This window comes from Achromobacter sp. NFACC18-2, from assembly GCF_900108985.1.
Lineage (GTDB): Bacteria > Pseudomonadota > Gammaproteobacteria > Burkholderiales > Burkholderiaceae_B > Achromobacter.
Map to the genome: position 1 here is coordinate 70,318 of NZ_FNYM01000023.1, position 20,991 is coordinate 91,308.

The following is a 20,991-nucleotide window of genomic DNA, read 5'->3' on the forward strand; positions in this document are numbered from 1 at the left end:
ATGCACATCCCCCCATCCGCCTTCGGCTCCCCCCACCCCGCCCCACCACGCGCGCGCTGGCTGCGCTACGCCTCGCCCGCGGTGTTTTACCCGCTGGCCGGCCGGATGATTCCGTTCCTTGCCGTGGGCGCCGCCCTGCTCGCGGCCGCCGGGCTGTACACGGGCCTCGTGGCCGCGCCCGTGGACAGCCAGCAGGGCGAGGTCTATCGCATCCTTTTCATCCACGTGGCGGCGGCGTGGATGTCCATGTTCCTGTACCTGGTCATGGCGGGCTACGCCGCGCTGGGGCTCATCTTCAACACGCGGCTGTCGTTCATGATGATGCGCGCGCTGGCGCCCACCGGCGCGCTGTTCACGTTCCTGACCCTGTGGACGGGCGCGCTGTGGGGCAAGCCGACGTGGGGCGCATGGTGGGTGTGGGATGCGCGGCTGACGTCCGAGCTGATCCTGCTGTTCCTGTATCTGGGATTCATGGCCCTGCAGGCCGCCACCGACGACACGCAGCGCGCGGACCGGGGCGGCGCGATCCTGCTGCTGGCGGGGGTGGTCAACGTACCCATCATCTATTTCTCGGTGCAGTGGTGGAGCACGCTGCATCAGGGCGCGTCCATCAACCTGACTGCCGCGCCCAGCATGGCGCGGATCATGGTCACCGCCATGCTGCTGATGGTCGCCGCCTTCTGGCTGTACAGCGCGGCGGTGGCGCTGGCGCGCGTGCGCGGCATCATCCTGGAGCGCGAGCCCGGCGCCGTGCAGGCGGGCGGCGAGATGGCAGCGAGGCAGACCGGCCCGCGCGGCGCGCGCACGGAGGCAAAATGAGCTGGGAAACCCTGTTTTCGCTGCAGGGCCACGGCCCGTACATCCTGGGCGCCTACGGCGTCACCATCCTGCTGATGGGGTGGGAGGCGCTGTCGCTTTGGCGGCGCGCGCGCCGCGCCCGGCGGCAGCGGGACGAATCCGGCAGTCTCGCCGGCAGGACCCGTCCATGAGCCCGCGCAAGCGCCGCGCGCTCGCCGTCCTGGGCGGCCTCGTCCTGCTGGGACTGGCCACCGCGCTGGTGCTCAACGCCCTGCAATCCAATCTGGTGTTCTTCTTCAGCCCGACGCAGGTGGCGGCCCGCGAGGCGCCCAGCCAGGGGAGCTTTCGCGTGGGCGGCCTGGTTGAACAGGGTTCGCTGCGCCGCGAGGCCGACGGCCTGACCCTGCGCTTTGCCGTGACCGACACAGCCCACGCCGTGCCCGTCGCCTACCAGGGGCTGCTGCCCGACCTGTTCCGCGAAGGCAAGGGCGTGGTCGTGGCCGGCAAGATGGGCCGTGACGGCGTATTCCGCGCCACCGAGGTGCTGGCCAAGCACGACGAGAACTACATGCCGCCGGAAGCCGCCGCGGCGATCAAGCAGGCGGAGGCGCGATGATTCCCGAGATCGGTCTCTTCAGCCTGATCCTCGCGCTGCTGGTGGCGCTGGCGCAGGGCATCCTGCCGCTCATCGGCGCGGCCGCCGGCTGGCAGGCGGGGCTGCGCGTGGCGCGGCCTGCCGCCATGGGCCAGTTCGCCCTTACGGCGCTGGCCTTCGCCTGTCTGGCATGGTCCTTCGTGCACAACGACTTTTCCGTGCTGTACGTGGCCGCGAACTCGCACGCCGACCTGCCGCCCGCATACCGCTTCGCGGCAGTCTGGGGCGGGCACGAAGGGTCGCTCCTGCTGTGGCAGACCCTGCTGACGGCCTGGACGCTGGCCGTGGCGCTGTGCAGCCGGCGGCTGCCTCTGGCCTTCGCCGGCCGCGTGCTGGCGGTCATGGGCTGGATCAGCGTGGGCCTGCTGCTGTTCATGCTGTTCCTGTCCAACCCGTTCGAACGCCTGATTCCGCCCGCCATGGCGGGCCGCGACCTGAATCCGCTGCTGCAGGACCCGGGCATGATCGTGCATCCGCCCATGCTGTACATGGGCTATGTGGGCTTCTCGGTGGCATTCGCCTTCGCCATCGCCGCGCTCCTGTCGGGCGAACTGGACGCGCTGTGGGCGCGCTGGGTGCGCCCCTGGACCCTGGCCGCGTGGACGTTCCTCACCATCGGCATCCTGCTGGGCAGCGCCTGGGCCTATTACGTCCTGGGCTGGGGCGGCTGGTGGTTCTGGGACCCGGTCGAAAACGCCTCTTTCATGCCCTGGCTGGCGGGCACGGCGCTGATCCATTCGCTCATCGTCACCGAGCGGCGCGGCGCGTTCCGCAGCTGGACCGTGCTGCTGGCCATCTGCACGTTCTCGCTCAGCATCCTGGGCACGTTCCTGGTGCGCTCGGGCGTGCTGACCTCGGTGCACGCCTTCGCGGTGGACCCGAGCCGGGGCCTGTACATCCTTGCCTTCATGACGGTGATCGTGGGCGGATCGCTTGCGCTGTATGCCTGGCGCGCGCCCTCGGTCGGGCTGGGCGGCGGCTTTTCGCTGCTGTCGCGCGAATCGCTGCTGCTGTCGAACAACGTGGTGCTGACGGTCGCGGCGGGCTCGGTGCTGCTGGGCACGCTGTATCCGGTCGTGCTGGACGTCCTGGCCTGGGGCAAGATCTCCATCGGCCCGCCCTATTTCGAAGCCGTGTTCGTGCCGCTGATGACGCCTGCCCTCTTCCTGATGGGCGTGGGCCCGGTCGCGCGCTGGAAGCAGGCCGAGGTCCCCGACCTCGCCAGGCGGCTGAAGGCGGCGTTCGGGGTCAGCGTGCTGACGGCGGTGCTGGCGCCGCTGGCCATGCCCGGGCCGCCGCGCTTCGGATCGCCGATGATCGTGCTGGGCCTGTGGCTGGCCGCCTGGCCCATCGCCAGCGCCGCCGCGCACGCGTGGCAGCGCATTACGGATGGCGAAGGCGAGGTGCTGCGGCGGCTGGCGCGCCAGCCGCGCTCCTGGTACGGAATGCTGCTGGCGCACGCGGGCGTGGGCGTCTTCATCGCGGGCGTCACGCTGGCCAACGGCTACGAAGTCAAGCGCGAGCTGCGGCTGGAGGTGGGCGCGTCCCACGAAGCGGGCGGCTACGGCTTCACGTTCGCCGGCATCGGCCCGGCCGCCGGACCCAACTACAGCGCGCAGCGCGCCGTCTTTCGCGTCACGCGCGACGGCAGGCCGGTGGTCACGCTGTATCCCGAAAAGCGCCTGTATACCGTGCAGGACATGGCGCTCAGCCAGGCCGACATCGACAGCGGCTTTTCGCGCGACCTCTTCGTGGCCCTGGGCGAACCGGTGGGCGAGAACGCCTGGACCGTGCGCATCCAGGTCAAGCCCTTCATGACCTGGATCTGGACGGGGTGCATCCTGATGGCGCTGGGCGGGCTGCTGGCGGCGGGCGACGGCCGCTACCGGCGTACGCAGCAGGCCGGAGCCGCCGTCCCGCAGGCCCGCGGCGCGGCTGCCGGGCGCGCCGCGCGGGAGGGCTATTGATGCTGCGCTATCTGCTGCCGCTGGCCGCGTTCCTGGCGATGGCCGTGTTCCTGGCGATGGGCCTGTCGCGCGACCCGCGCGCGGTGCCGTCGGCGATGATCGACAAGCCCGCCCCCGCCATCGGGCTGCCCGACCTGCTGGAACCGGGCCGCACGCTGGACGTGGAATCCCTGCGCGGCAAGGTCTGGCTGCTGAACGTGTGGGCCTCCTGGTGCGGTCCCTGCAAGGACGAGCTGCCCGTGCTGCGCGAGGCCGCGCAGCGCCACGGCATCGCGCTCTACGGACTGAACTACAAGGACAAGCCCGACGAGGCGCGCGCATGGCTGGCGCGCAACGGCAATCCGTACCTCGCGTCCGCCAGCGACGCCGACGGGCGGGTGGGCATCGAATATGGCGTCTACGGGGTGCCCGAGACCTTTGTGATCGACGGCGAGGGCCGCATCCGCTACAAGCACCTGGGCCTCATCACGCCCGAACTCTGGCGCACACGCCTGCAACCTGTCATCGAGGCGCTGCAATGACCGCGCCACGTATCCCGCCCCACCCGCCCCACCCGCCACTGCTGCGCCTGCCGTCGGCCGCGTTGCTGATCGCCGTGGCCACCGCGCTGCTGGGCATGCTCCTGGCCCCGGCGGCCCTGCACGCCGAGCCCGCGCCTGTCCCTGTACTGTCCGCCGACCAGGAACAGCGGGCCGACCGGCTGGCGCACGGCCTGCGCTGCCTGGTCTGCCAGAACCAGACCCTGGCCGAATCCAATGCGCCGCTGGCGCTGGACATGCGCAAGCTCATCCGCGACCAGCTTGCCGAGGGCAGGACCGACGCGCAGATCATGCGCTTCTTCCAGGACCGCTATGGCGACTTCGTCCGCTACGACCCGCCCTTCAAGCCGGCCACCTGGCTGCTCTGGCTAGGCCCGTTCGCGCTGCTGGCGCTGGGCTTTCTGGTCCTGGCCCGCACGCTCAAGCGGCGCGCCGGCATGCGCGCGCCGCTGACCGCCGACGAACGCGAGCGCGCCGCCCGCTTCCTGGATTCCGGCTCATGACCACGCTCTGGCTCGTCGTCCTGGCCCTGCTGCTGGCCACGCTGTTCTGCCTGGTGCCCCCGCTGCTGCGCCGCCCGCCGGGTTCGGACGACGCCCCGGGCTTCCCCCCGGACGACGCGTCGGACGCCGGCGTGCGGGCGTTCTATCTGGCCCAACGCGACCAGTTGCGTCGCGACCTGAACGACGGCGCCCTGACGCCGCAGGCGCACGCCCGTGCCGACGAGGAGCTGCAGCGCGCGCTGCTGCAGGACCTTGCCCTGCGCAGCGGCCCCGGCGCGTGCCGGGGCGGACAGCGTGCGGGAATCGCCGCGGCCTGCCTGCTCACCGTGGCCGTCCCGGTCGCCGCCGTGCTGCTGTACGGACAGCTCGGCAATCCCCGCGCGGCGGCCATGCTCGCGCTGCCGCAAGCAGCCGAGCCGCACGCGGCGCAGGCGGGCAACGACATGGCGCTGGCCATCAACGCTTTGGCCCAGCGCCTGCGCGCCGCGCCCGACGATGTCGATGGCTGGTACATGCTGGCCCGCTCCTACGAGACGCTGGGACGCTACAACGATGCGGTGGCCGCCTACCAGCAGGTGCTGCGGCGGGTGCCCGGCCAGCCTGCCGTGCTGGCCGACCTGGCCGACGCGCTGCTGTCGGCGCGGCAGGGTCGGCCCGACGAGGATTCCATCGCCGCCGTCGCGCAGGCGCTGGAGGCGGAACCCGACCAGCCCAAGGCGCTGGCGCTGGCCGGCATGATGGCGTTGCGGCGGGGCGACGCCGCCGAGGCCCTGACGCACTGGGAGCGGCTGCAAGCCCTGCTGCCGCCGGATTCCGAGGCCGCGCGCCAGATCCAGACCAATATCTCGCAGGCGCGCGCCATGGCATCGACGCCGGGCGCGCCGGGGCCCCCCCCGGCGACCTCGCCCTCCGCTGCGCCAGCGGCCACCGCCGCCACCACTGCCGCCGCCACCACCGCCACCACGCCCGCCGCGCCCGCCCGCATCAGCGGCCAGGCCCGCATCGCCGAGGCGCTGCGCGGACAGGTCCGACCGGCCGACACCGTCTTCATCCTGGCGCGGCCGGTGGACGGCCCGCGCATGCCCGTCGCCATCCTGCGGATGCGTGTGGCCGACCTGCCGCACGCCTTCGTGCTGGACGACAGCACGGCGATGTCGCCGGACGCCACCCTGTCGAAGGCGGGTACCGTGCGGGTGGAGATCCGCGTCAGCCCGTCCGGCAACGCCGCCGCCCAGGCCGGCGACCTGAGCGGCGTGCTCAATGACGTGGCCACGCGCGCCGAAGGCCTGGAACTGGTGGCCGACACCGTCGTGCGCTAGCGGCCGCGCCATTGCCGGCGCCGGCCGCGCCGTGCGATCAGGCCCGCTCGATCCGTGCCGGCAGGCCCTGCCGCACCGCCGCGCCCGACACCCAGTCGATCCACACGTTGGCATGCGCGCCGCGCGTGGCGTCGGCAAAGCCCAGGTCGTTCAGGTTGACGCCCGCCCCCAGCGCCGGATCGTGCGGCATCGGCTTGCCGTCCACCACGTGCGCGCGGGCGCCCAGCTCGGTATGGCCGTAGCCATGCTCGATCCCCACCGCGCCCGGCTGCACGCCGTCTCGCAGCAGCGCCAGCCCCGTCACCGAACCGCCCGGCGTCACGATGCGCACCGCGTCGCCGTTGCGGATGCCCAGCCGTTCGCCGTCCTGCCGGTTGATCGACACCGGGTTGTGCGGATGCACCTGGCGCAGGCGGTTCACCCCGATCGACAAAGAGCTCATCAGGTTGGACTTGAACGAACTCAGCAGGAAAGGCCAATCGTCGCGCGGATATTCGTCCCGCACGTCGCGCCCGTCCGCCAGCCGCGTGGGATACCAGGTCGGACAGCCACTGTAGCGCTCGCCCGTCATCGCATGACGAAAGCCCGCCAGTTCCTCGCTCCACACATGCAGCGGCCTGGCGTAGGCGGCGCGCGTGCGGCGCCCCTGCCCTGCGTCCTGCGTCCACGCGTCATCCATCCGGTCAAAGCGGCCGCCGCGGCTCATCAGCATGGCCACCTGCCGCCACTCGCCCGGCTTCAGCATGCTCTGCAGCAGCTCGCGATGGCGGTCCACGCCGGTCAGCGCCATGTCGTCGTCGCTGGCCTCGCCCACCGGGCGTCCCGCCGCGAACGCAATATTGGCCATGCCGCGCAGGAAGAAGTCCTCGGGCGTGTCCAGCGCATACTTGGCGCCTTCCTTGTCGGAGATGGCGCCCGCGCCAAAGCCCGGCATGCCCAGCCGCTTGGCGCAGGCGATGAGAAAGGTCTCCAGGCACACCGGCTCGCCGCTGGCCGTGCGCGCCACACGCGGTTGCACGGCGGGCCAGCGCACGGTGGACGCCTTCGCCACCACGTCCGCCCAGGGCGCCGACACGCCCCAGCTTTCATAGGTGACCGTGTCCGGCACGATGTAATCGGCCAGCGCATTGGTCTCGTTGATGAAGGGGTTGATCGACACCGCCAGCGGCAGGACGGCCGGATCCTTCAACTTCTCCAGCGCCACCTGCTTGAACCCCGCAATGCCGTAGACCGGGTTGCTCATGTGATTGAACCAGACCTTGGCGCGGTACGGGTAGCCCGCCAGCGCGGACGCCAGCATCTCGGAACTGAGCCCCCCGGTGGCCGGATACCAGGGCGCGGCCGCCGGATACGCCGGCTGGCCGGCCGCCTTCTTGCGCTTGAACTCGCTGGATTTCTCGTACGGAAAGCGGTTGCGCGACAACGACACGCCCTTGGGCGTCGCCTTGTTGGCAAAGCCGGCAATGTTGTAGCGCGGCCCCGCGCCGTAGGGCGGGAACGGACCGGCGTCCAGCACCAGGCCGCCCTCCACGTTCAGGTTGCCCACCAGCGTGTTCAACATGGCGATGGCGTAGGCGGTGTAGAAGCCCGCGCCGCTCATGGTGCCGCCGTGCGCATCGGCCACCGCGCGCTTGCCATGGCTGGTAAAGCGCTCGGCCAGCGACGCGATCTTGGCTGCGGGGACGCCGCACAGCGCGGCGTATTCCTCCAGCGTCTTGCGGCGCGCTTCCGCGCGCAGCAGCGTCAGCGACGAGCACACGCGCAGCGATTCGGGGGCGCCCGCCATGCCCGGGGCGGCAATGGCCTCGTCCACGAAAAGCTCAGCCGGCGTCGTGCCCGTGTGCGGCGCCAGCGTGCCGTCCGCCAGGCGCACGACGTACACGTCTTCCCATTTCTCGTCCGCGTCGACGGGGCGCGCCCAGCCCAGGTCCGCACCGCGCAGGAACGCGCCCTGCCGCGGATGGCCGGGTTCGGCCACCACCAGGTGCGTCGCATTGGTCCACGCCGCCTCGCCCGCCGCCTGCATGGCCTGCGGCCCCGGTTGCGCCAGCATGCGCGCGTCGAAACGTTCGTTGTCCAGAATCCAGCGGATCAGGCCCATGGCCAACGCCAGGTCGCTGGCCGGATTGACGGGCACCCATTCATTGCCCGACCCGGCCGACAGGCTGGACGAGGCCGGCAGCACCGGCGACACGACCACGTAGGTGAAACCGGATTCCTGCGGCCGCACGCGCGCTTCGGCCAGTTGCCGCGCCTGGCGCTGAAACGGATTGCCCGCCTGCGCCGGCGCGGCGCCGATGAACAGCCCGAAGCGCGCGTTGTCCCAGTCCGGCTTGCCGTGCGGCATGCCTTTCAGGTCGCCCAGCGCCGCGCCCGCGCCCACGCGGAAGCTCTGCCCGCAATAGGAGCCGTGATTGCTGAAATTGACCGTGCCGAAGGACTGTCCGGCAAAGCGCTGGATCAGCGGCGTGCGCCCTTCGTTGGAAGCGTCGGTGAAAAGAAATTGGTTCACCTTCGCGCCGTACTCCGGATTGGCCGGGTCCAGCGGCGTCTCGCGGTCGAAGATGGCGCGCAGGCCATCGACGTGGCCTTCGCCGAACAGGTCGCCGCCTTCGCAGACCTCCTGGACCAGTTGTTCGAAGGTGATGGTCTGCCACTTGCCCTCGCCCCGCTTGCCGACGCGCTTCATGGGCTGCAGCACGCGAAACGGGCTGTCCAATTGCTCCAGCATGGCCGAGCCGCGCGCGCACGAGGTGGCCCGCCCCTCCAGGCCGTTGTCGCCGCCCAACTGCGCGTAGACGTCGCGCACCGGCGTCTCCATGGCCGCGGGCCGCGTCGTGGCCAGCGGATGATACGGATTGCCAGCGACGCGCAGGATGCGGTTCTGGGTCGTGTCGACCCGCAGCCGCACGCCGCACTGCGTCCAGCAGCCCAGGCAGCTCGACGGGCTGACGATCTGGCCCGGTTGCGCGTCGAACGCGCCCGTCAGCGGATCGATGCGGAACTCCGGCGTGAGCGAGTTGCCCCGCACGGCATGCGCGGTCAGCACGCCGGCGCTGCCCTGCGACAGACCCTTGACCGCCTTCACGACGGTCTCGCCATACCCCGCGGCAAAGGCCGCCATGCCGCCGGCCACCATGCCGCCGCGCATCACCAGCTTGCGCCGGGCCTCATCGTGCGGCACGTCCGGGCCATCATCCGCCGGGCGTCGCTTGTCGTCTTCGTGTTGCTTGTCCATTGCTTTCTTTTCCATGTTCTTGCGTATCGCCGCCCGTTCAGGCGGCCACGGCGCGGGCGCGGGCCGGAAGGATTTCCATGGCCCACGTCACGGCGGTGACCAGCGCCACGCACAGGCCCAGCACGCCCACCATGCCCAGCAGCCCGTCGCTGCCCCAGGGCATCTCGTACAGATACAGTCCCGCGCCGTACTTGGGCACGCCCTGCACGCTCATGAAGACGACCCAGCGGAAGATCCACGCCGCGCCCAGCATCGTCAGCGCCAGCGCGGCGGACGGCAGGGGCGCGGCCAGCGTGCGCGACGGACGCTGCAACAGCGCGACGATGCAGAACGCAGTCATCACCGCGCCGGCCAGGCTGAGACGCCAGACCGGGAACGCCGCGAACAACCGGAGCGCCGCGTCGAACGACGCATCCAGCCCCAGCATCCCCAGCACCGCCCAGGCGCCCGCACCCAGCGCGATCATCGCCACCGCGGTCACGCTCAGCCGGCGCAGCGCGTCCACCGGCAGCGCCCGCAGTCCGCCCGGCAGCCAGCGCCCCACCAGGAACATCGCGCCCAGCGCGCCCAGCCACGCCGTCAGCGCAAAGTTCAGCGGCAGGAACACGGTGTGCCACAGCGGCCGCGAGCGCAGCACCATCACCTCGGCGCCCGTGTAGACCAGGATGGACAGGGCCGACAGCGCCAGCGCCGCCGCCACCACCCGCAGCCATCCCATCCGCCCCCACCACCAGACCGCGCAGAACAGCAGCGCCAGCGATACGAAGACCGGCAGCAGCAAGGCGCCCAGCCACATCCACGACCACGGCGTGATGTGCGCATAGAAGTGCCAGAAACGCCCGGGCTGATGCAGGTCGGCCAGAAGCGACACCGGCGCGGCAATGGCGCTGACCAGCAGCACCGTCACCGCCGCCGGCAACAACCGGCGCGCGTCGGAATCCGCCCGGCCAAAGGACGCGAAGGCGGCGGTCAGCGCCGTGGTGGCGCTGATGCCGATCAGGAAGAAATACTGCACGGCCCAGGGCAGCCAGGCGGCGTCGTAGACCGGCGTGAGCAATTCGGAGATTTGCATGAGAGTCCTCGTCGATGGCTCAATGGCCGCCGGCCAGGCGCACGCCGGCCTGGCCGTCCACCTGATGCACGAACGCGTCGGGCAGGCCGATGTAATAGACGTGGGGCTCGGTCTTCATCTCGGGCTTGAGCACCTTGATATCGGCCTTGTGCTCGGCCAGCAGGCGCGAGATGGCGCTGTCGGGATCGTTCATGTCGCCGATCACGCGCGCCCCGCCCACGCAGCTTTCCACGCAGGCCGGCAGCAGCCCGGCTTCCAGGCGGTGCTCGCAGAACGTGCACTTGTCCGCCGTCTGCGTCTCGTGATTGATGAAGCGCGCGTCGTAGGGACAGGCCTGCACGCAGTAGCCGCAGCCCACGCAGCGCGCGTTGTCGACCAGCACGATGCCGTCTTCGCGCTGGAAGGTCGCCTGCACCGGACAGACCGGCACACAGGGCGGCTTGTCGCAGTGGTTGCACAGGCGCGGCAGCATGACCATCGAACACGGCCCGCCCGCATCGGGCGTGACCTCGTACTGCAGGACGGTGGTGCGGAACTGCCCGATGGGCGGCACGTTCTCCAGCGAACAGCTCACCGTACAGGACTGGCACCCGATGCATTTGCGCATGTCCACGACCATGCCGAAGCGCTTGCCGGCCATGCCGGGGCGGCGCGGCGGCTGGCCGTTCAAGCCGGGCGCGGCTTGCGCATGGATGGGAATGACGGTGGCGGCGGCGCCCAGGCCAAGCAGCCCTTTCAGGAAGCCACGCTTGCCCGGGAGAGGCGTTTCCGGGGGGCTCGTGGGGGTGTGCATCGTTAAACTCCGAAACATTTAGCTGTTACGGGAATTAACTTATCACTCGCAGTTATATAGAGCCTTGATATCTGTCAATTCGGGGACAGAGTGCGCCGGATCAGGGGGGACTGAACGCCTCGCGTCGGCGACGGCGGGACCGCCGGACCGCCGGACCGCCGGATCGCCGGACGCCGCCGTCAGGCTATCGGCAGGGTCAGCGCCGGCCGCCACGCCGCCAGTTTCTGCTCGAAGCTGGCCGCCGCATGCGCCGGACTCGTCGATGGCAATTCGATGCATTCCAGGTCCGCCCGCGCCAACGCCGGCAACACGTGACGCCGGAACATCGCCGCGGCCTTGCCGCCGTTCAGGCAGACGCGGACGATGGATGGATGGCGGGCGAGGAACGCCGGGAAATCGTTCGGCACCAGCGTCTCGCGCCGGATATCCGCGTCCAGGCTGCCCGGCCGTTCGCAGGCTTGCAGGACATCCCAGAGCGCCACGCCCCGGGCCTGCAGCGCCCGCAGGCGGGCGTCGTACTCCAGGCCCGCGTCAAAACCGAGGATGCGCGCCGCCAGGGGCCAGAATGCGTTGCGCGGATGCGCGTAATACTGCCCTTGCCGCAGCGACGCCACGCCGGGCATCGATCCCAGCACCAGCACGCGCGCGCCCTGCCCCACCACCGGCGCAAACCCCCAAACCTGTTCCTCGCGCCGCGCGGCGGCGCCATCCCTCTGCTTGTCCATGCCGGGGAGCATACCGCCGAAATCCCCGCCGCCCGCTGGGGCCGCCCCATCGTCCGACACATGGAACAGTGCTTATCGCAAGCGGGGTCTACCGGAATCGGCGTTCCGCCCTTATCTTCCTTTCTATGACGAACGGCGCCGATGGCGCCGCGCAACAGGAAACCTCATCATGAAGAAGATCCTCGGCCTGCACGCCAGTCCCCGTCCCCACTGGGTGGGCGACGGCTTTCCGGTGCGCTCCCTGTTCTCGTACAACGACAAGGGCCGCGACACCAGCCCGTTCCTGCTGCTGGACTACGCCGGCCCCGCCGAATTCGGCCCGGCCAGCCAGCCCCGCGGCGTCGGCCAGCATCCGCATCGCGGCTTTGAAACGGTCACTATCGTCTACAGCGGCGAAGTCGAGCACCGCGACTCCACCGGCAACGGCGGCGTCATCGGCCCCGGCGACGTGCAATGGATGACGGCGGCCTCCGGCATCCTGCACGAGGAATTCCACTCCCATGCCTTCACCCGCACGGGCGGAAAGCTGGAAATGGTGCAGCTCTGGGTCAACCTGCCCGCCAAGGACAAAACGGCGGCGCCGGGCTACCAGGGCATCCTCAGCACGGACATCCCCGTCGTGGCCCTGCCCGACGGCGCCGGCACGCTGCGCGTGATTGCAGGCGCCTACGCGGGCCAAACAGGCCCGGCGCGCACCTTCACGCCGATGGACGTGTGGGACGTAAAGCTGGCGGCTGGCAAGTCGGCCACCTTCCCCATCCCCGCGGGCCGCAACAGCATGCTCGTCATGCTGCGTGGAACGGTGCTGGTGAACGGCGAATCGGTCGCGCGCGACGCGCAACTGGCGCTGTTCTCGCGCGACGGGGAAGACATCACCGTCGAGGCCAACAACGACGCGGTGTTTTTGGTCCTGAGCGGAGAGCCGATCGATGAGCCGGTGGTGGGGTATGGGCCCTTCGTGATGAACTCGCAGGCGGAAATTGTTGAGGCGATCCAGGATTTCGATGCCGGGCGGTATGGGCAGATGCATTGAAAAGGAAACATCATGCAGCACGTCGGTTTAATCCTTGAAGATGGCTTCCAGCTGATGGGGCTGGCGGCCCTCTCCGCCTTTGAACTGGCCAACGCGGAGCTGGGCGGCACGGGCTATCGGCTGACGGTCCTGTCCGAGAAAGGCGGCACGATCAGGTCATCGATGAATGCCGGTATCGAAACCTCGCCGCTGGACTTCATCCCCGACACGCTGATGGTGGCCGGGCAATTGGTGCCCCAGGATATTTCGCCGGGGCTGCGTGAATACATCGCCCTTGCCGGCCACCAGGCGCGCCGGGTGGCCGGGGTATGCACGGGCGCCTTCGTGCTGGCGCAGGCAGGGCTGCTCGATGGCCGCACCGCCACCACGCATTGGGCGCATGCACGCACGCTTCAGGCGCGCTTTCCGAAGGTGCGGGTCGAAGAGGACCGCATCTTCGTGCGTGACGGCAACATCTGGACGTCGGCGGGCATGTCATCGGCCATCGATCTGACGCTCGCGCTGATCGAAGAAGACCATGGGTCCACGCTGTCCCGGGCGCTGGCGCGGAAACTTGTCGTCTACCATCGCCGCCACGGGGGCCAATCGCAGTTCTCGGCGATGCTGGCGCTGGAGCCGCGTTCGGACCGGGTCAAGCGCGCACTGGCCTATGCCCGCGAAAACCTGCGCAATCCCTTGTCCGTGGAAGAGCTTGCCGAAGCCGCCAGCCTGTCGCCCCGTCAGTTCAGCCGGGTATTCCGCGAAGAGACCGGGCGATCGCCCGCCAAAGCCGTGGAAATGCTGCGGCTGGAGGCCGCGCGCGTAATGCTGGAAGACGGCCGCCATCCCCTGGAAATCGTGGCGCGCGACACGGGCTTTGCCGATCGTGACCGGATGCGGCGCGCCTTCCTGCGCAACCTGGGCCAACCGCCGGCCAGCGTGAAGCGGGGCCTGATGTCGATGCAAGAGACCAACGCCTGATCGAGGGGCCTGTCATGCCGTGCTGACTGCCCATGTCCGTTTTTGCCGGATCTATGACATTTAAGACTTGGCCAGATCCGCGCATAGTACGTCCATCGAAGGCGCCACCCCGGCGCAAGACAAGGACAAATCATGCAAATGACGGGCAACACGATCTTCATCACCGGCGGCACCTCGGGCATTGGCCGCGCGCTGGCCGAGCAATTCCATGCCCTGGGCAACAAGGTCATCATCGCCGGGCGCCGGCAGGCGCTGCTGGATGAAGTGGCTGCCGCGCATCCAGGAATCGAGGGCGTGGCGCTGGACATCTCCGATGCCGCCGACATCGACCGCGTCGCCGCGCAATTGATCCGCGACTATCCGACGTTGAACGTCCTGATCAACAATGCAGGCGTCATGCCGTTCGACGATCCGTCCGGCCGCATCGATGACGCCGTCTCGCGCCAGATCCTTGATACGAACCTGCTTGGCCCGATCCGGCTGACGTCGGCGCTGATCGAGCACCTGAAGGCGCAACCGCGAGCGACCATCATCCACAACACCTCGATGCTGGCCTACGTGCCGATCGCAACCAACGCGGTCTATTCCGCCTCGAAGGCGGCGCTGCACTCCTACGCCTTGTCGCAGCGGTTCATGCTCAAGGGCACCCGCGTGACGGTCCAGGAAATCGCGCCGCCGTGGGTCGACACCGATCTCATCAAAAAGAGCGGAGATCCCCGCGCCATGCCGCTGGACGCCTTCATCGCCGAAACCATGAAGGGGCTGGCAACCGACGCGCCGGAAGTGTTCGTCGAGGCGATTCGCGCCCTGCGCGATAACCCCGGCAGCGGCGAACATGCGCTGGTCGATGGCTTCAACGCTGAGATCGCGGCCAATCCCATCCCCGTATAAGGCAAGCGGATCGACGCGTCCGCGTTCGCGCGGACTGCATTTTCAGGACAGTTGCGTCGTGATCGCAACGCCTGCGCTGGACTCGCGCGCATCGCGCACCCGTCTTCCCGCAGGCCCACTTTGAATGGAACCAAGACAATGACTTCCCGTATCGACACACCCGCCGCCACCAGCGCTTCGGGCGAAACCGCCGACGTTTTTGCCGGTATCCGCAAAGCGGTGGGCATGGTCCCCAATGCCTATGCGGCCATTGGCGCCTTGAATACGCCGGCGCTCAAGGCCATGCTTTCCGCCGACGCGGTGCTCGCGCGTGGCGTGCTTTCCGCGCAGGACCGCGAAACGGTCAAACTGGTGGTGAGCGCGATCGCCGGCTGCGACTACTGCGTGGCGGCACACAGCCTGGCGGGAAAGGCGTCCGGCCTGCCCGTGGACACGGTCCGCGCCATCAGGGCGCTGGAACCGACGGGCGACGCAAGGCGCGATGCGCTGATCGCGTTTGTACGACGCCTTCAGGAAGGCCAGGGCACGCTCGAAGCCGAGTCGCTCGCGGCGTTGCGCGCAGCGGGCTTTCCGGACGAAGCGGTGGTGGATATTGCACTGGCCATCGCCGTGATCACGTTCACGAATGTCTTTAACCGCGTGAACGACACCACGGTGGATTTTCCGGACCTGAAGTGACGCGACAGGCCGAGCGCAGGCACAAGGCCGGGGACATCCGGGCTGGCGGTCCGCGGCGGCCGTCCGTGCCCGGCGACGCGTTTGACCTAGAATGCCGGCATCGCTTTCATGCGGCGCCGCCGCCAAAGACGTTGTGCCTGCTCCTACGAAGACCGTTCCGCCGGGCCGCCGCCACTCCTGGGTTTGCGCGAGCGTCGCGCTGGCGCTGACGCTATCGATGACGCCTGCCGCCCAGGCGCAGCGGGCGGCCCCCGCCTCAGCCTCTGTCCAGGCCATTCAACCGCCAGGCGGCGCCTTTGAACTGGAAGGCCAGCCGAATTCGAACCTTTACCGAATCAAGTACCGCGGCAAGCCGTACCGGCCGCTGAACGCATACGAGTTCATCCACGTCAGGGCGCTGGGCCCGACCCAGGGCGGCCAGCCGATGCTGCTGGCGGTGTCGAACGATTTCATGGGCGTGGGCACGATCCTGATCGCGGTGCAGAACGACACGCCCCTTGCGCGCGTCCTGAGTCCCACCGTCGACGTGCGCGACCCGGACATGGGCCTGGCGCAGCCCGGGCGTCAGGACCTGCTGCTGTTCACCGCGGGTTCGCGGGCCTTGGTGACGTCGACCGGGCAGGTGCTGTGGTTCGAGCACCTGCTGCCCAAGGAATACCAGCGCTCCAGCCCGCTGCTGGTGTCGGTGTCGCCGGACAATCGCCATGGCGCCCTGCTGCTCGACAACGAGATCCGGCTCAGCGTGGCGGGCGAAGGCCCCTACGCCAGCGTCCCGTTCACCAGGGCGATGCAGCGCGAGGCCTTCAAGCCGGCGTGGGATCAGAGCCGTGCGCGTGCGCGCGCGGCGCTGGACGAAGGCAAGCACATTGACCAGCGCCGCCTCCACGACAACCTGAAGGCGGAATGGATCAACCGGAATTTCCGATGGCAACAAGGCAAGGACGGCTGGCAATTCATCGGCCAGGGCCTGAAGCCCGCCGCGCTTCCCGTGCAATCGAAGAAGGCGCAATGAGATGAGGCCGATTCCCGCGTTTCATTGCTGGCGCTGGCTGGCGCTCGGGTGCGCCGCGGCGCTTGCCGGCTGCGCAACCAACGCCGACATATATGAACGGCACGTTCGCGCCGAAGACGCCAACCCGGCGGACGTGGTGCTGACGCTGGACGTGGCGTTTGCTCAGGCGCCCGACTACGATCCTCAGACGATCGAGTACGGATCGAAGGTAAAGGTGGTGGAATACGCGGGCTATCCCAGCATCGACGTTCCGTTCTACCAGAAGGGCATGGGCCTGGACCTGGGCGTGCTGGGCGATCCGCGGACGTTGCTGGCCCTGCCGTATCCGTCGCCCACGACGCGGACCACGTCCGCGCAACTCAAGATCTTCGGCAAACGCCTGGACGCCACGCACTACCGGTTCGTCGTCTTGCCACGGCCGGGGTGGACCAGCACGAACAGCTTCCAGGTGGAGTTCGCCATCAACGGCCGGCGCGAGGGCATGACGTTCGCCTACAGCACGAAGACAGTGTGCGAAAGCCGCTTCGACGTGACCACGCCGACGTACGGGTTCGGGATGTCGGTCGCGGCGGGCTTCCCGGGCGGCAAGCCCGGCTGCTTGAAGGCCTGCGACGCGCGGCCCGGCTACCCGGGGCATTGCGCCTTCTTTTCCGGCGTCGAATAAACCTGAATCGACCCACGCGTCGCGGGCCTTAGTCCGATATGCAGCGTTCCGGCCCGGCCGGATCGGCACGGTGCCGTTAACGCGGACAGGAGGTCAACCCTCCTCTTTCGTCGTGGCGATCCCCAATTCAGAGGCATACCCCGCCAGTTGCTCGCCAACGTGCTGTCTCAAGGCATCGATGAAGAGCTTGATTTTTGCATCGACGAATTGTCGCGACGGATACAGCGCATACACGTTGCGCTGGTTCGTGTAATACCCCGGCAAGACGCGCACCAGCGTGCCTCGGCGCAGATCCTCAATGGCGGAGAATCCCGCAAGCAGCCCGATACCGGCGCCATCGCGCAGCGCCGTCGCCATGGCGTCCATATCGTTCACGCCAAGATGCCCGCCCGATGGACGGTGGATAAACGCGCCGCCGTCGCCTTCCAGATGCCACTCGTCCGGCGCGTAGTCGACCGTGGTCAGCAAAATGCAATCGTGCCGGGCAAGGTCCTCGGGGGTGCGGACGGGGGGATGCCGCTCCAGGTACTCAGGCGACGCCGCCAGGATGCAGTGGCTGACGCCGATCTTCTGGCTGACGTAGGTGGAATCCGGCAAGGTGCGTGCGATCACGATGCCGACATCGAGCTGTTCTTCAAGCAGATTCGGCATGCGCTGCGACAGCAGCAGGTCCACCGAGACGTCGGGGTAGGTCTTTCTATACGCCAAGGCTGCGCGGGCGACCAGCGTGCGCCCCAGACCGGGTACGGCATGAACGCGCAATACCCCCCGGGGCGAGACCGTTGCGTGGCTCGCTTCGGCCTCCGCTTGCTCGACGTCGCCCAGGATCGCGATGCAGCGGTCATAGAAACGATGTCCCACATCGGTCACGACCAAACGGCGGGTGGAGCGCTGGATCAGCCGGGCATTCAGACCCTCTTCCAGCACCGTGACAGCACGCGAAATATTGCCGACCGTGGTGGAAAGATGGTTGGCCACGGCAGTGAAACTGCCCATTTCCACCACTTTCGCAAAAACCGCCATGTTGTAAAGCTTGTCCATCGTGGGTCCGTCGTGGGTCCGTCGTGGGTCCAGTGTGTTTGCTGCGACTTTTCCTCTGGCAGGGAAAGTCATTCTTCCGTACGGAACTAAATCCGCGCGCCCCTCGCGCCTAGACTTCGTTCCATGGTCAGGCCCCTGATCCCGCGCTTGGTGAACGCAAGCGTGCTTCGTCCCGATGGCTATCTCCCCTTCCCTGCGGGTTGAGCCCATCTGGCGGAAATGGAGCCGGCTGGTATCGAACAATCTTATCGGAGTTTGCAACCATGAACGGCAATTATGATCCGCTTTACCTCTTCATCAACGGCGAATGGATAGGGGCGAGCGAACGCGACACGGCCAGCGTGGTCAATCCTGCCACGCGCAAGGAGCTGGGCCGGGTCCCCCTTGCGACGACGGCGGACATGGACCGCGCGCTGTCCGCGACGCAGCCGGCCTTCGATGTCTGGCGCAAGACGTTTCCCAACGAGCGTGCTCGCGTGCTCAATCGCGCCGCGGCATTGATGCGCGAACGCGCCGAGCACATTGCCACGCAGATGACGCTGGAAGAAGGAAAGCCCCTGGCCGAAAGCCGCGATGAAGTGCTGCGCGCCGCCGAGTACTTCGAATGGTTTGCCGAAGAAGCCAAGCGGATTGACGGCCGTGTCGTGCCCGCCAACCGCCCGGGGGTGCAGCAACTGGTCAAGCGGCAGGCGATCGGCCCGGTGGCCGCGTTCACCCCCTGGAATTTCCCTGCGATCACGCCGGCGCGCAAACTTGCCGCCGCGCTGGCCGCCGGTTGCAGTGTCATCATCAAGCCCGGTGAGGAAAGCCCGGGCACCGCGCTGGCCCTGGCCCGCGCGCTGGACGATGCAGGTTTGCCCAAAGGGGTGCTGCAAGTGATCTTTGGCGTCCCCGACGACGTGTCGCGGCACCTGATCGCATCGCCGGTGATCCGCAAGGTGACTTTCACGGGGTCCGTGCCCATCGGCCGGCTGCTGTCGGCGCGCGCCGCCGAAGGCGTAAAGCCCATCACGCTGGAACTGGGCGGGCATGGGCCGGTCCTGGTGTTTGACGATGCCGACGTCCAGCGCGCCGCGGTGGAGGGCGCTGCCAACCGCTTTCGCGGCACCGGCCAGGTCTGCATCTCGTCCACGCGCTTTCTGATCCAGCGCGGGGTCTATGACGAGTTCCGCGAACACTTCGTCAAGGCCGCCCGCGCGCTAAAGGTCGGAAACGGCCTTGATCCGGATACCCAGGTCGGCCCGTTGGCCAACCCGCGCCAGCTGGAAAAGATGCAGGCGTTGATTGCCGACGCGCTGGCCTGCGGCGGCAAGGTGTTGACGGGGGGCAAGCCCATCGAGGGCGAAGGCTATTTCTTCGAGCCGACGGTGCTGGCGGATGTGCCGATGCACGCCCGAATCATGCACGAAGAGCCGTTCGGGCCGATCGCGGTGCTGATGCCCTTCGATGAGCTGGCGGATGGCTTGCAGGAGGCCAATCGGTTGCCCTATGGCTTGTCGGCCTATGCGTTCACAACCAATGCCCGCACGGCGATCGACGTGGCCGACGGCCTGGAAGCCGGAATGATCGGCATCAACCAATACCGAATCGTCGCCACGGAGTTGCCCTTCGGCGGGATGAAGGAAAGCGGTCACGGTTCGGAGGGCGGCGTGGAAGGCATCGAGTACTACCTCACGCACAAATTCATCAGCCAGGCTTGAACCAGGAGCACATCATGTCGAATATCGATTTCAGCCGTCCCCGCGAAGCGGCGCGCGCCTTCACCCCGGCCCTGTCGGCCTTTGTCGACAACACGCTGTACCCCGATTTCTGGAACGATCCGGCGTTGGCGCCCCGAGACCGCAGCCTGATCACGGTGGCCGCCCTGATTGCTGCGGGGCATACCGACGAATTGCCCGCGCATCTGCGCCGAGCCGTTGAAAATGGGCTGACGCAGGCCGAACTGTCGGCCGTCATCACGCACCTGGCGTTCTACGTCGGATTTCCCGCCGCAATTACGGCCTCGGCGATTGCGCAAGCCACCTTGGCCGAGTCACATCACAACGACCTGAAGGATAAGAAATGAAAGCGATCGTTTTTGAACAGTTTGGCGAAGCCGATGTGCTCCAGGTGGCCGACGTGCCCCGGCCCGACATGCGGCCCGACGATCTGATCGTCCGTGTCCATGCCGCCGGCGTGAACCGCGCCGACCTCACCCACCGCCGCGGCGGCTACGGCCGCCCGAACTTCGGCGACTCGACCATCATGGGCCTGGAGATCGCGGGCGAAGTGCTGCAAGCCGGCAGCGCCGTGCGTGGCTTCAAGGCCGGCGACCGCGTGATGGGCGTGGTGGGCGGCGGCGCGTACGCGGAAATCGCCAGATTGGACTGGCGCATGGCCTTGCCCATTCCCGAGGAACTGGACTACGTCCACGCCGCCGCGATCCCGGAAGTGTTCGTCACCGCACACGAAGCCATGCTGCATCTCGGCCGCCTGAAAGCGGGTGATTCCGTGCTGATCCACGCGGCGGCCGGCGGCGTGGGGTCGGCGGCGGTCCAGCTTGCCCGGGCAACGGGCGCCACCGTGTACGCCACGGCCGAGGCCGGCAAACTGGAGCAGGTCCTGCGGCTGGGCGCCGACCACGCAATCGACTACCGCACCCAGGACTTTTCGCAGGTCGTGGCCGAGCGGACCTCGAACCGTGGCGTGGACGTGGTGATCGACTTTATCGGCGCGCCCAACTTTACGCGCAACATCGCCTCGCTGGCCAACGGCGGGCGGCTGGTCCAGGTGGGTATCCTGGGCGGCGGCGGCCAGGTCAGTATTGCGTTGGAGGACATCCTGTACCGCCATCTGCAGATATTTGGCACGGTCATGAAGTCGCGTCCGCAGGCGGAAAAGCATGCGATGGTCCAGCGTTTTCGCGCGCACTGGCTGGACCGCTTCTCCAGCGGCACTGGCCTGGTGCCTGTCGTGGACAGCACCTATCCGCTGGAACGCGCCTCGGACGCCCATCGCCGGATGGAATCGGCCCAGAACGTGGGAAAAATCATTCTGACGATGACCGCTTGACCTGGCGGCCTGGCCTCACGTCCGCATGCCGATCACGGCATGCGGACGCGCG

The 20,991-nt window shown here is 68.4% G+C and carries 21 protein-coding genes; 16 read left to right on the forward strand and 5 right to left on the reverse strand.

All coding sequences use genetic code 11. The features are described 5' to 3' along the window. The 7 genes from ccmC (at position 1) to ccmI (ending at position 5,781) form a co-directional block, all read left to right on the forward strand. Entirely contained in the window at positions 1-819 is an 819-nt protein-coding gene (gene ccmC / locus BMW75_RS26755; protein WP_092582561.1) for a heme ABC transporter permease CcmC, read from the forward strand. Continuing rightward, positions 816-989, forward strand: a complete 174-nt coding sequence (gene ccmD / locus BMW75_RS26760) for a heme exporter protein CcmD (protein ID WP_092582562.1) — start codon at positions 816-818, stop codon at positions 987-989. The genes ccmC and ccmD overlap by 4 nt, the downstream gene beginning before the upstream one ends. After that, complete coding sequence (ccmE, locus tag BMW75_RS26765; protein ID WP_076521533.1) at positions 986-1,414, forward strand: cytochrome c maturation protein CcmE; 429 nt, start codon at positions 986-988, stop codon at positions 1,412-1,414. Before ccmD ends, ccmE begins: the two co-directional genes overlap by 4 nt. Next, a complete protein-coding gene (locus BMW75_RS26770; protein WP_092582563.1) occupies positions 1,411-3,420 on the forward strand; it encodes a heme lyase CcmF/NrfE family subunit in 2,010 nt (669 codons plus the stop codon). The genes ccmE and BMW75_RS26770 overlap by 4 nt, the downstream gene beginning before the upstream one ends. Continuing rightward, a complete protein-coding gene (locus tag BMW75_RS26775) occupies positions 3,420-3,941 on the forward strand; it encodes a DsbE family thiol:disulfide interchange protein (protein WP_092582564.1) in 522 nt (173 codons plus the stop codon). The genes BMW75_RS26770 and BMW75_RS26775 overlap by 1 nt, the downstream gene beginning before the upstream one ends. 68 nt (positions 3,942-4,009) lie before the next feature. Further along, positions 4,010-4,462 carry a cytochrome c-type biogenesis protein gene (locus BMW75_RS26780; RefSeq protein ID WP_371467757.1) on the forward strand — a complete coding sequence of 151 codons (453 nt, stop codon included), beginning with the start codon at positions 4,010-4,012 and terminating at the stop codon, positions 4,460-4,462. Beyond that, positions 4,459-5,781 carry a c-type cytochrome biogenesis protein CcmI gene (gene ccmI, locus BMW75_RS26785; protein ID WP_092582565.1) on the forward strand — a complete coding sequence of 441 codons (1,323 nt, stop codon included), beginning with the start codon at positions 4,459-4,461 and terminating at the stop codon, positions 5,779-5,781. The genes BMW75_RS26780 and ccmI overlap by 4 nt, the downstream gene beginning before the upstream one ends. A 37-nt stretch (positions 5,782-5,818) precedes the next feature. On the opposite strand, the gene BMW75_RS26790 is transcribed toward ccmI, so the two are convergent. The 4 genes from BMW75_RS26790 to BMW75_RS26805 all read right to left on the reverse strand — a co-directional run bounded on the left by BMW75_RS26790 (position 5,819) and on the right by BMW75_RS26805 (position 11,609). Further along, a complete protein-coding gene (locus tag BMW75_RS26790; protein ID WP_092582566.1) occupies positions 5,819-9,019 on the reverse strand; it encodes a tetrathionate reductase subunit A in 3,201 nt (1,066 codons plus the stop codon). Between the two features lie 37 nt (positions 9,020-9,056). Next, a complete protein-coding gene (gene nrfD, locus BMW75_RS26795) occupies positions 9,057-10,091 on the reverse strand; it encodes an NrfD/PsrC family molybdoenzyme membrane anchor subunit (protein WP_092582567.1) in 1,035 nt (344 codons plus the stop codon). Between the two features lie 19 nt (positions 10,092-10,110). Further along, positions 10,111-10,884 carry a sulfate reduction electron transfer complex DsrMKJOP subunit DsrO gene (gene dsrO, locus BMW75_RS26800; protein WP_092582568.1) on the reverse strand — a complete coding sequence of 258 codons (774 nt, stop codon included), beginning with the start codon at positions 10,882-10,884 and terminating at the stop codon, positions 10,111-10,113. Positions 10,885-11,063: 179 nt separating this feature from the next. Next, positions 11,064-11,609, reverse strand: coding sequence for a DNA-deoxyinosine glycosylase (locus BMW75_RS26805; RefSeq protein WP_092582569.1), 546 nt, complete (start codon positions 11,607-11,609; stop codon positions 11,064-11,066). A 169-nt stretch (positions 11,610-11,778) separates the two neighbouring features. On the opposite strand from BMW75_RS26805, the gene BMW75_RS26810 reads away from it, so the two are divergent. The 6 genes from BMW75_RS26810 to BMW75_RS26835 all read left to right on the forward strand — a co-directional run bounded on the left by BMW75_RS26810 (position 11,779) and on the right by BMW75_RS26835 (position 16,847). Beyond that, complete coding sequence (locus BMW75_RS26810) at positions 11,779-12,642, forward strand: pirin family protein (protein ID WP_092582570.1); 864 nt, start codon at positions 11,779-11,781, stop codon at positions 12,640-12,642. Positions 12,643-12,654: 12 nt separating this feature from the next. Further along, entirely contained in the window at positions 12,655-13,602 is a 948-nt protein-coding gene (locus BMW75_RS26815) for a GlxA family transcriptional regulator (protein ID WP_092582571.1), read from the forward strand. Positions 13,603-13,734: 132 nt separating this feature from the next. Next, entirely contained in the window at positions 13,735-14,493 is a 759-nt protein-coding gene (locus BMW75_RS26820) for an SDR family oxidoreductase (RefSeq protein ID WP_092582572.1), read from the forward strand. Positions 14,494-14,631: 138 nt separating this feature from the next. Beyond that, positions 14,632-15,171 (forward strand): carboxymuconolactone decarboxylase family protein, encoded by a 540-nt coding sequence (locus BMW75_RS26825; RefSeq protein WP_092582573.1) that lies wholly within the window; start codon positions 14,632-14,634, stop codon positions 15,169-15,171. Between the two features lie 133 nt (positions 15,172-15,304). Then, a complete protein-coding gene (locus BMW75_RS26830) occupies positions 15,305-16,183 on the forward strand; it encodes a hypothetical protein (protein ID WP_254792132.1) in 879 nt (292 codons plus the stop codon). A 1-nt stretch (position 16,184) separates the two neighbouring features. Then, complete coding sequence (locus tag BMW75_RS26835; RefSeq protein ID WP_092582575.1) at positions 16,185-16,847, forward strand: hypothetical protein; 663 nt, start codon at positions 16,185-16,187, stop codon at positions 16,845-16,847. A gap of 93 nt (positions 16,848-16,940) precedes the next feature. Here BMW75_RS26835 and BMW75_RS26840 read toward each other — a convergent pair whose 3' ends face one another. Continuing rightward, positions 16,941-17,888 (reverse strand): LysR family transcriptional regulator, encoded by a 948-nt coding sequence (locus BMW75_RS26840; RefSeq protein ID WP_092582576.1) that lies wholly within the window; start codon positions 17,886-17,888, stop codon positions 16,941-16,943. A gap of 263 nt (positions 17,889-18,151) precedes the next feature. Between BMW75_RS26840 and BMW75_RS26845 the strand changes: the two genes are divergently transcribed. The 3 genes from BMW75_RS26845 to BMW75_RS26855 are packed head-to-tail and all read left to right on the forward strand — an operon-like array spanning position 18,152 to position 20,939. Continuing rightward, positions 18,152-19,588 (forward strand): NAD-dependent succinate-semialdehyde dehydrogenase, encoded by a 1,437-nt coding sequence (locus BMW75_RS26845; RefSeq protein WP_092582577.1) that lies wholly within the window; start codon positions 18,152-18,154, stop codon positions 19,586-19,588. Between the two features lie 14 nt (positions 19,589-19,602). Next, entirely contained in the window at positions 19,603-19,953 is a 351-nt protein-coding gene (locus tag BMW75_RS26850; protein WP_092582587.1) for a carboxymuconolactone decarboxylase family protein, read from the forward strand. Then, positions 19,950-20,939 (forward strand): NAD(P)H-quinone oxidoreductase, encoded by a 990-nt coding sequence (locus BMW75_RS26855; protein WP_092582578.1) that lies wholly within the window; start codon positions 19,950-19,952, stop codon positions 20,937-20,939. Before BMW75_RS26850 ends, BMW75_RS26855 begins: the two co-directional genes overlap by 4 nt. Positions 20,940-20,991 lie beyond the last annotated feature (52 nt).

What these genes read in the sequence shown, in the direction of transcription:
- ccmC (WP_092582561.1), top strand. Translation starts at nt 1, where the DNA reads ATGCACATCCCCCCATCCGCCTTCGGCTCCCCCCACCCCGCCCCACCA.
- ccmD (WP_092582562.1), top strand. Translation starts at nt 816, where the DNA reads ATGAGCTGGGAAACCCTGTTTTCGCTGCAGGGCCACGGCCCGTACATC.
- ccmE (WP_076521533.1), top strand. Translation starts at nt 986, where the DNA reads ATGAGCCCGCGCAAGCGCCGCGCGCTCGCCGTCCTGGGCGGCCTCGTC.
- BMW75_RS26770 (WP_092582563.1), top strand. Translation starts at nt 1,411, where the DNA reads ATGATTCCCGAGATCGGTCTCTTCAGCCTGATCCTCGCGCTGCTGGTG.
- BMW75_RS26775 (WP_092582564.1), top strand. Translation starts at nt 3,420, where the DNA reads ATGCTGCGCTATCTGCTGCCGCTGGCCGCGTTCCTGGCGATGGCCGTG.
- ccmI (WP_092582565.1), top strand. Translation starts at nt 4,459, where the DNA reads ATGACCACGCTCTGGCTCGTCGTCCTGGCCCTGCTGCTGGCCACGCTG.
- BMW75_RS26790 (WP_092582566.1), bottom strand. Translation starts at nt 9,019, where the DNA reads ATGGACAAGCAACACGAAGACGACAAGCGACGCCCGGCGGATGATGGC.
- nrfD (WP_092582567.1), bottom strand. Translation starts at nt 10,091, where the DNA reads ATGCAAATCTCCGAATTGCTCACGCCGGTCTACGACGCCGCCTGGCTG.
- dsrO (WP_092582568.1), bottom strand. Translation starts at nt 10,884, where the DNA reads ATGCACACCCCCACGAGCCCCCCGGAAACGCCTCTCCCGGGCAAGCGT.
- BMW75_RS26805 (WP_092582569.1), bottom strand. Translation starts at nt 11,609, where the DNA reads ATGGACAAGCAGAGGGATGGCGCCGCCGCGCGGCGCGAGGAACAGGTT.
- BMW75_RS26810 (WP_092582570.1), top strand. Translation starts at nt 11,779, where the DNA reads ATGAAGAAGATCCTCGGCCTGCACGCCAGTCCCCGTCCCCACTGGGTG.
- BMW75_RS26815 (WP_092582571.1), top strand. Translation starts at nt 12,655, where the DNA reads ATGCAGCACGTCGGTTTAATCCTTGAAGATGGCTTCCAGCTGATGGGG.
- BMW75_RS26820 (WP_092582572.1), top strand. Translation starts at nt 13,735, where the DNA reads ATGCAAATGACGGGCAACACGATCTTCATCACCGGCGGCACCTCGGGC.
- BMW75_RS26825 (WP_092582573.1), top strand. Translation starts at nt 14,632, where the DNA reads ATGACTTCCCGTATCGACACACCCGCCGCCACCAGCGCTTCGGGCGAA.
- BMW75_RS26835 (WP_092582575.1), top strand. Translation starts at nt 16,185, where the DNA reads ATGAGGCCGATTCCCGCGTTTCATTGCTGGCGCTGGCTGGCGCTCGGG.
- BMW75_RS26840 (WP_092582576.1), bottom strand. Translation starts at nt 17,888, where the DNA reads ATGGACAAGCTTTACAACATGGCGGTTTTTGCGAAAGTGGTGGAAATG.
- BMW75_RS26845 (WP_092582577.1), top strand. Translation starts at nt 18,152, where the DNA reads ATGAACGGCAATTATGATCCGCTTTACCTCTTCATCAACGGCGAATGG.
- BMW75_RS26850 (WP_092582587.1), top strand. Translation starts at nt 19,603, where the DNA reads ATGTCGAATATCGATTTCAGCCGTCCCCGCGAAGCGGCGCGCGCCTTC.
- BMW75_RS26855 (WP_092582578.1), top strand. Translation starts at nt 19,950, where the DNA reads ATGAAAGCGATCGTTTTTGAACAGTTTGGCGAAGCCGATGTGCTCCAG.